Genomic DNA, 3944 nt, shown 5'->3' with positions numbered 1-3944 from the left:
CCGTGCCGAGCCGGATCAGCCCGCCGTGCACGCCGTCCTCGACGTCGTGCACCGAGTAGGCGATGTCGTCGGCCCAGTCCATCACCTGCGCCTCGAGACAGCGCGCCCCGGCCGCCACCCCCGACCGCGCCCACTCGAACGCGGCGAGGTCGTCGGCGTAGTGGCCGAACTTCCCACCTCCCGCCGGCCTCGGCCACGGGTACTTGCACGTCGCGTCGAGCACGGCGCGCGTCAGGTTGAGCCCGGCCGGCTCACCCGCGTCGTCCACGATCTTGGCCTCGAGCCGGGTGAGCACGCGCAACGTCTGCGCGTTGCCCTCGAACCCCCCGCACGCCCCGGCCACCGCGTCGAGGGCCTGCTCGCCGTTGTGACCGAACGGCGGGTGCCCGATGTCGTGCGCGAGCCCCGCCGTCTCGACAACGTCGGGGTCGCAGCCGAGCTCGGCGGCGATCTCCCGCCCGATCTGCGCCACCTCGAGCGAGTGGGTCAGCCGGGTACGGGGGAAGTCGTCCTCGCCGGGGACGACCACCTGCGTCTTGTCCGCCAGCCGCCGGAAGGCGTACGAGTGCAGCACCCGCGCGCGGTCGCGCACGAACGGGCCGCGCACGGCGTTGGCCGACCCCGCCCGCTTCGGGGGTTCGTCGACCCGCCGGGCGACGTCGGCCGGCCCGTAGCCGGGCACCTCAGACCTGCTCGTCGAGCCAGTCGGCGAAGCGCAGCAGGGTGTCGATCCACATCCCGACCGTGTACTTCAGCTGCGCGCGCGTCGCACCGGCCTCGAAGTCGAAGCACTGCTCGGCACAGACGCCGACCATGCCGTCGTCGGGCAGCACCGTGTACGCCTTCGGGAAAAGCTTGGTGCGGTTCCACTCGTCGAGCAGCAGCGCCAGCTGGCCGCGGGTGTCGACGCTGAAGCGCCGGTTCACGTAGAGCCGGGCCTGCAGCACCTCGTTCTTCTCGCCGTAGAAGAAGAAGTAGACGCTGCACTTCTCCCACCGCACGGTGAGGTCGTTGTCGTCGTCGATGGTGTGCTTCAGACCGAACTCGTCGAGCAGCTGCTGGATCAACGCGACGGTCGGCAGGACCGCGGTGCCGCCGTCCGGATCACGGCGTCGCGAGGCCAGCCGGTCCGCGCTCTGGTTGTCGGGGCGGCGCCGGAACACGCGCTCGACGTTACCGCGTCGGCCCCGCGACCGAACGCGAGATCCCGCCGGCTCAGGCGTCGGTGAGCACGAACGCGTCACCGCGCGTGATCGGGACGACCGTGCCGTCGGCGGCGATGCCGTCGATCTCGACCTCGGGGCTGCCGACCACGATGTCGACGTGGGTGTTGCTCTGGTTCAGCCCGGACGCGATGCGCTGCTCGGCGGTCATCCGCACGCCGTCGTTCCACGCGAACGCGAAGCCCGCGCCCCACGCGATGTGCGAGCCGATGTTCTCGTCGAAGAGCATGTCCTTGAAGGTCAGGCCCGTGCGGGCGACGCGTGACGAGCCGTCGACGATCGCGATCTCGCCCAGGTGCCGCGAGCGCGGGATGACCTCGAACTGCTGCTGCACCTCGTGCTCGCCGCGCTCGGCGGACGCGCCGACGATCGCACCGTCGTGCAGCTCGAGCTCGAGCCCCTCGACCAGCGTGCCCATCGAGATCAGGTAGAACGGCGCGGTCGTGCGCACCCGCCCTTCGGCGCGCCGCCAGTCGGGCGAGAAGAAGACCTCCTCGGTCGGCATGTTCGCGACGAAGTCGACGCCGGCGTCGTTCGTCATCGCACCGGCCACCCAGGACGACTCGGGCGAGACACCGACGGTGAGGTCGGTGCCGGGCCCGCGGTACCGCACGCGGTCGAAGCCGCGGGCGTTGAGGATGTCGCGCCGCTGGTGCAGCCGGGCGATGTGGTCGCGCCACGCCTGCACCGGGTCGTCCTCGTCGAGCCGCATGGCCACGGCGACGGCGTCCCACAGCCGGGCGGTGTCCGGCGTGCCGAGGATGCTCTCGGCCCAGCCCGGTGTCGGGGCGCCGACGACCGTCCAGGCCACCTCGTTGGTGATCAGCCGATCGCGCAGCGCCGCCATCGCGGCCAGCGGCGCCGACTTCGCGAGCCGGGCCGGGTCGAGGCCGTCCATCAGGGACGGGTGCGGGTTGCCGGTGAGCCGGATGACCGCGGGACGGTCGTCGCTCATGGCCCTGATGCCCTCGACCTGGTGGTCGAGCACGCGGCCGAGCTGGTCGTCCGGCGCGTACTTCACCTGCGCGCGCTGCACGTACGGGTCGAAGTCGTAGTCGATCGAGACGTGCGACGCACCGACGCGGTAGGCCTCCTCGGCCAGCGCCCGTGCCACCGGCGCCTGCTCGGGCAGCGCCATGATCACCACGCGCTGCCCGACCTGCACGTTCACCCCGACCCGCACGACGAGGCGCGCGTAGGCCTCGAGCAGGTGGTCGTACGGCTCGGTCATGCGGTTCCCTCCCCCGTCCGGCCGATCGCGTCAGTCGTGCACCGACCGCCCGGCCTCGAGCCGTGCGACGGGGACGCGGAACGGTGAGCAGCTGACGTAGTCGAGTCCGGCGGCCTCGAAGAAGTGGACGGAGTCGGGGTCGCCGCCGTGCTCGCCGCAGACGCCGAGTTTGAGTCCGGGTCGCCGTGAGCGGCCCTTCTCGGTGGCGATGCGGACGAGTTCGCCGACGCCGTCGACGTCGATCGACTCGAACGGGCTGATGCCGAAGATGCCCTTCTCGAGGTAGGCCGAGAAGAACGCGGCCTCGACGTCGTCGCGGCTGAAGCCCCACGTGGTCTGGGTGAGGTCGTTGGTGCCGAAGGAGAAGAACTCGGCGGCCTCGGCGATCTGGTCGGCGGTGAGCGCCGCACGGGGCAGTTCGATCATGGTGCCGACGAGGAACTCGAGGTGCACGCCGGTCTCGGCGCGCACGTCGCGGGCGACCTGGATGATGTCCTGCTTGACGGTCTCGAACTCCTGCACGTTCGCGACCAGCGGCACCATGATCTCGACCCGCGGCACGCCGCCGGACTTGATCCGCGCGGCGGCGGCTTCGAGGATCGCGCGCGACTGCATCTGGAACAGGCCCGGGATGACGACGCCGAGTCGGACGCCGCGCAGGCCGAGCATCGGGTTCTGCTCGTGCAGCTTGTGCACCGCCTGCAGCAGCCGCAGGTCGCCCTCGCGGGGCTCGCCGCGGGCCTCGGCGACCGCGACCCGTACCGAGAGTTCGGTGATGTCGGGCAGGAACTCGTGCAGCGGCGGGTCGAGCAGGCGGATGGTGACCGGCAGGCCGTCCATCGCCTCGAGGATGCCGGTGAAGTCCTCGCGCTGCAGCGGCAGCAACGCGGCGAGGGCCTCGTCGCGGATGCCGTCGTTCTCGGCCAGGATCAGCCGCTCGACCAGCGCGCGCCGCTCGCCGAGGAACATGTGCTCGGTGCGACACAGCCCGATGCCCTGCGCCCCGAACCGGCGCGCGCGGGCGGCGTCCTCGGCGGTGTCGGCGTTGGCCCGCACCGACATCCGGCGGGTGCCGTCGGCGTGCTGCATGATCCGGTCGACGGCCTGCACGAGCTCGTCGCCCGCCGCGGTCTCGTCGCCCTCGAAGTAGCGCACGACCGGCGAGTCGACGACCGCGACCTCACCGGCGAACACGTCGCCGCTGGTGCCGTCGATCGAGATGACGTCGCCCTCGTGCAGTTCCAGCACGCGGCCGTGCCCGTCGCGGGCGCGCAGGATGCGGTCCTTGGTGTTCACGTCGATCGTCTCGACGCCGCACACACAGGTCTTGCCCATGCCGCGCGCCACGACCGCCGCGTGCGAGGTCTTGCCGCCGCGGGACGTGAGGATGCCCCGCGCGGCGATCATGCCGTTGAGGTCGTCCGGGTTCGTCTCACGCCGCACCAGGATCACCGACTCGCCCGACCGCGACCACTTCACCGCGGTGTAGC

The 3944-nt window shown here is 71.7% G+C and carries 4 protein-coding genes; all 4 read right to left on the bottom strand.

Annotated features, from left to right (window positions below; genetic code table 11):
• The coding region (locus ACTHMS_RS19285; protein WP_440308286.1) for a deoxyguanosinetriphosphate triphosphohydrolase at nucleotides 1–682 on the bottom strand (682 nt) is incomplete at its 3' end.
• Nucleotide 683: 1 nt separating this feature from the next.
• A complete protein-coding gene (locus tag ACTHMS_RS19280; protein ID WP_440308285.1) occupies nucleotides 684–1163 on the bottom strand; it encodes a YbjN domain-containing protein in 480 nt (159 codons plus the stop codon).
• Nucleotides 1164–1215: 52 nt separating this feature from the next.
• Entirely contained in the window at nucleotides 1216–2454 is a 1239-nt protein-coding gene (locus tag ACTHMS_RS19275; RefSeq protein WP_440308284.1) for an aminopeptidase, read from the bottom strand.
• A gap of 30 nt (nucleotides 2455–2484) precedes the next feature.
• Nucleotides 2485–3944, bottom strand: a 1460-nt coding sequence (locus tag ACTHMS_RS19270) for a putative PEP-binding protein (RefSeq protein WP_440308283.1), incomplete at its 5' end; no start/stop codon positions are given.

The sequence above is a fragment of the Jatrophihabitans sp. genome, from assembly GCF_051960575.1.
In the GTDB taxonomy this organism is placed as follows: Bacteria; Actinomycetota; Actinomycetes; order Mycobacteriales; family Jatrophihabitantaceae; genus JBQCEE01.
The sequence above is the reverse complement of the archived record's forward strand: the minus strand, read 5'-3'. Positions and strand labels throughout refer to the sequence as shown.

What these genes read in the sequence shown, in the direction of transcription:
- ACTHMS_RS19275 (WP_440308284.1), bottom strand. Translation starts at nt 2,454, where the DNA reads ATGACCGAGCCGTACGACCACCTGCTCGAGGCCTACGCGCGCCTCGTC.